The 4,268-nt window shown below is 66.7% G+C and carries 4 protein-coding genes and 1 pseudogene; 2 read left to right on the top strand and 3 right to left on the bottom strand.

Going from position 1 to position 4,268, the window contains the following annotated elements; translation table 11 throughout:
* Positions 1–84: 84 nt before the first annotated feature.
* Positions 85–1,203, bottom strand: a complete 1,119-nt coding sequence (locus ACFWPJ_RS26060; RefSeq protein WP_378855092.1) for a BTAD domain-containing putative transcriptional regulator — start codon at positions 1,201–1,203, stop codon at positions 85–87.
* A 36-nt stretch (positions 1,204–1,239) separates the two neighbouring features.
* Positions 1,240–2,277 carry a class II fructose-bisphosphate aldolase gene (gene fbaA, locus ACFWPJ_RS26065; protein ID WP_378855094.1) on the bottom strand — a complete coding sequence of 346 codons (1,038 nt, stop codon included), beginning with the start codon at positions 2,275–2,277 and terminating at the stop codon, positions 1,240–1,242.
* A gap of 156 nt (positions 2,278–2,433) precedes the next feature.
* On the opposite strand from fbaA, the gene ACFWPJ_RS26070 reads away from it, so the two are divergent.
* Entirely contained in the window at positions 2,434–3,153 is a 720-nt protein-coding gene (locus ACFWPJ_RS26070) for a DedA family protein (RefSeq protein WP_378855096.1), read from the top strand.
* 4 nt (positions 3,154–3,157) lie between these two features.
* The gene (locus ACFWPJ_RS26075) at positions 3,158–3,853 is read left to right on the top strand and encodes a DedA family protein (RefSeq protein WP_378855098.1); all 696 of its coding nucleotides are present in this window, start codon (positions 3,158–3,160) and stop codon (positions 3,851–3,853) included.
* A 3-nt stretch (positions 3,854–3,856) separates the two neighbouring features.
* Here the strand turns inward: ACFWPJ_RS26075 and ACFWPJ_RS26080 are convergent.
* Positions 3,857–4,268, bottom strand: a pseudogene (locus ACFWPJ_RS26080) (fructose-bisphosphate aldolase); the annotation flags it as partial.

A 4,268-nucleotide genomic window follows, 5' to 3' on the forward strand; every position in this document is an offset into this window, starting at 1 on the left:
GTGTAGATCGGAGTTAGCCCGTCCCCGGTGAGTTACCCATGTTCTTACGAGACCTGTGGGTGGCTCACCTGAGATCAGGGTTGCCTATGAAACGGCGATAAACGTCAGCACGGTTGCGCCGACCCGGATGACATCCCCGTCCGCCAGCAGCGCACCGCTGTCGATCGGCACCTCGTTCACGTAGACGCCGTTGGCCGAGTGCAGATCCTTGATCAGCAGTCCGGCGCGGCTCGGCATGATGTGCGCGTGGTAGCGGCTGGCTTTCGGGTCGTCGAGCACCAGCTCGTTATCCGTCATCCGCCCGATCCTGATGCCGCTGTGCGGAATCGGGATGGTGCGGCCGTCGGCGAAGCGCAGGTTGCCGTTGCGGATCGAGCGCGGCACCTCGGTGACCGTCTCGGTCATCGCGGCGGCGAGCTGCTCGGATCGCTTGGCCTCCACCACATTCAGCGGTTCCTGGCGCAGCACCCGCTGTTCCAGCTCGATCAGCGCGGCGCCGGGATCGATGCCGAGCTCCTCGGCCAGCACGCCGCGCACCCGCCTGCACGCCTCCAGCGCGTCGGCCTGCCTGCCGGACAGGTACAGCGCGGTGATCAGCTGACCCCACAGCGGCTCGCGCAGCGGGTGCTCGTTGGTCATCGAGACCAGCTCACCGATCACCGAAGACGCGCGCCCGCAGGCGATTTCGGCGTCGACGCGGGCGGAGACGGCGAGCAGCCGCTCCTCGTCCATCGCGGTCGCGAAACCGTCGGCGAACTGCAGTCCGGCCAGGTCGGACAGTGCCCGCCCCGTCCACTCGCGCAGGGCCGCGCCGAAGAGATTGGCCGCGCCGGGGTGGTCACCCGCGTCCAGGCAGCGCGAACCCGCCTCGCGGGCGTTCTCGAACCGGCCGAGATCGCAAGCGGTGTCCGGGATTTCGAGCCGGTAGCCCGCGCCCTCGGTCCGCAGGACCTGCGCGGAATCGATACCGGCGTTGCGCAGCGCCTTACGGATGTTGGAGACGAACACCTGCAGGCTGGCGGCGTAGGAGTCCGGCGGATCCTCGTTCCACACCATCTCGGCCAGCACGGCAGAAGACACCGCGCGCCGCCGGTTGACGGTGAGCGCGGCAAGCAGAGCGCGCGGCTTGGGCCCGCCGACCGCCACCGGCTCACCGCCGACCAGCAGTCGAACGGGCCCGAGCACACGGACATCAAGACTCATGAGCTCGGGCCCCGTTTGATTGTTGCGAAAAACCGATCAGGAACCCGACACCGAACGACCGGCCGACTTCAGGTCGTTGCAGGCCTCGACGACGCGATCGGCCATCGAGGTCTCGGCCTTCTTCAGGTAGCTGCGCGGGTCGTAGACCTTCTTGTTGCCGACCTCGCCATCGATCTTCAGCACACCGTCGTAGTTGGCGAACATGTGACCGGCGACCGGGCGGGTGAAGGCGTACTGGGTGTCGGTGTCGACGTTCATCTTCACGACGCCGAACCGCAGCGAGTCCTCGATCTCGGACTTCAGCGAGCCCGAACCACCGTGGAAGACGAAGTCGAACGGCTGCGCGTCGGCCGACAGGCCGAGCTTGGCGGCCGCGACCCGCTGACCCTCGGCCAGCACCTCGGGCTTGAGCACCACGTTGCCCGGCTTGTACACACCGTGCACGTTGCCGAAGGTGGCGGCCAGCAGGTACTTGCCGTTCTCGCCCGCGCCGAGCGCGTCGATGGTCTTCTCGAAGTCCTCGGGCGAGGTGTAGAGCTTGTCGTTGATCTCGGCCTCGACACCGTCCTCTTCACCGCCGACGACGCCGATCTCGACCTCGAGGATGATGTTGGCGGCCTTCGAGAGCTTGAGCAGCTCCTTGGCGATCTCGAGGTTCTCGTCGATCGGGATGGCAGAGCCGTCCCACATGTGCGACTGGAACAGCGGGTTCAGGCCGGCGTTGACGCGGTCCTGCGAGATCGCGAGCAGCGGACGCACGTAGGTGTCCAGCTTGTCCTTGGGGCAGTGGTCGGTGTGCAGCGCGATGGTCACGTCGTACTTGGCGGCGACCACGTGCGCGAACTCGGCCAGCGCCACCGCGCCGGTGACCATGTCCTTCACGCCGAGACCGGAGGCGAACTCGGCGCCACCGGTGGAGAACTGGATGATGCCGTCGCTGCCCGCCTCCGCGAAGCCCTTGATAGCGGCGTTGATCGTCTCCGACGAGGTGCAGTTGATAGCCGGGAATGCGAACGAGTGCGCCTTGGCCCGGCCGAGCATCTCGGCGTAGACCTCCGGAGTCGCGATAGGCACAGCAGTGACCTCCGTCTGTGGGGAAGCGAAAAACCAATTCTGTCAGGCCACACCCTAAGTTAGGAAGCGATCGCGGGGTTCACCGGCTTGTTCCCCGCGCATCTGTGAACACCGCAGGACACTCATGTCACAGATTGGACCGGTACTGTGGGGGCCGTGACTTTGCTGGCGGTATCCGATGCGGTGACGAACAACCTTGCGTTGACCCAGTTGCTGGACCCGTTGTATCTGCTCCAGGAGACGTGGCTGAAGAACGCGGTTCTACCCGCCATCCTGGCGATCGTCTTCATCGAGACCGGTCTGCTCTTCCCGTTGCTGCCAGGTGACTCGCTGCTGTTCACCGGCGGCATGCTGGCCGCGCAGGGCAGCCCGAACATCTGGGTGCTCGTGCCGCTGATCATCATCACCGCCTTCGCCGGCGATCAGTGCGCGTACTGGATCGGCCGCAAGATCGGACCCGCGATCTTCCGCAAGGAGGACAGCCGCTTCTTCAAGAAGCAGTACATCGTGGAGACGCACGAGTTCTTCGAGAAGCACGGCCCGAAGACGATCATCCTGGCCAGGTTCGTGCCGATCGTGCGCACGTTCATGCCGGTGCTGGCCGGTGTGTCGAAGATGAGCTACCGCAAGTATGTGGCGTTCGACATCGTCGGCGCCGTGCTCTGGGGTGGCGGCGTGACGATCATCGGCTACTTCCTGGGCAATGTGCCGTTCATTCGCGACCATGTGGAAGCGATCTTCCTGCTGATCGTGTTCGTCTCGATCCTGCCCGCGATCATCACGGTCGGTAAGAAGGTCCTCGCCCGTCGCGGCGCCGCGCCCGCCGAGGCCGCGCCCGCCACCGAGCTGGCCGCTTCGGCGAACGAGGCGCACTGATCACGTGACCGCAGGACCGTCGATTCACGCTCTGGGCAGCTTCGATCCGCTGATCTCGGCAGGCCCCGCCGTGGTCTGGACGGTGGTGCTGGTCTTCGTCTTCCTGGAATGCGCGTTCATCATCGGGCTGTTCCTGCCCGGTGACTCCATGCTCATCACCGCGGGCATCGTGATGGCCTCGCACGCCAACGGCGAGGCCCAGGTGTGGGCGTTGTCGGTGGGCACGATGCTGGCCGCGATCGCGGGCAATCAGGTCGGGTATGTCGTCGGCCAGCGGACCGGACATCACCTGGTCGCGCGCAAGAACGGCCGCTATATCAACACCAGGAATCTGGCGAAGGTCACCGCTCTGCTGGAGAAACACGGCTTCTTCGCCGTGCTGGTCGCGCGCTGGATTCCGTGGGTGCGCACGCTGTGCCCGATGGTGGCGGGCGCGGCCAAGATGGATCACCGCCGCTACACCATCGCCAGCACCCTCGGCGCGATCATCTGGGCGCCGGTGCTGCTGCTGATCGGCTATTACGCGGGTGAGTTCCTCGAGCAGGTGCCCTGGCTGATGCCCGCCGTGATCGGCATCATGATCGTCGGCTTGGTCATCGGCACGATCCTCGGCCTGCGGCACTACCGCCAGGAGATGGCCAAGCCGGTCGAGGACTTCGATCTGGATCGCGCGGCCGTCACCACCGACGCCGACCGCTGAGGGTCACAACCCCGCGGCGGTCACCTGGTAGGCGGCTTCCATCAGCATCCACCCGGACAGCTGCACCGACAGGTCGCGTTCCGGCACGGCGGAAGCGGTCACCGAACCGCCCGCGGTGAACCTGCCCGCGCCCGCCGTGCCGCCGGGTAAGCGGGCCGGCTTGCTCCAGTCGTGCCCGAACAGCGGCTCGCCCTCCACCTCGAGGCGGTTCGCCCACGCCGCGGTGGCCGAGGCCTTCACGATGGCCGCCGCGGTGCGCCGGTCGCTCTCCTGCTGCTTGCCCTCGCCGGGCAGCATCAGCGCGACGACCGCCAGGTAGCGGGCGAGGATGCCGTTGAACAGGCCGCCGTCCCCACCGCCGCCGCCGGCGTTCACCAGGCGGGTGGGCAGGGTCTCCTCGACAGCGCCCAGAAGC

It is taken from the genome of Nocardia sp. NPDC058497, from assembly GCF_042720195.1.
Taxonomy (GTDB): Bacteria; Actinomycetota; Actinomycetes; order Mycobacteriales; family Mycobacteriaceae; genus Nocardia.

What these genes read in the sequence shown, in the direction of transcription:
- ACFWPJ_RS26060 (WP_378855092.1), bottom strand. Translation starts at nt 1,203, where the DNA reads ATGAGTCTTGATGTCCGTGTGCTCGGGCCCGTTCGACTGCTGGTCGGC.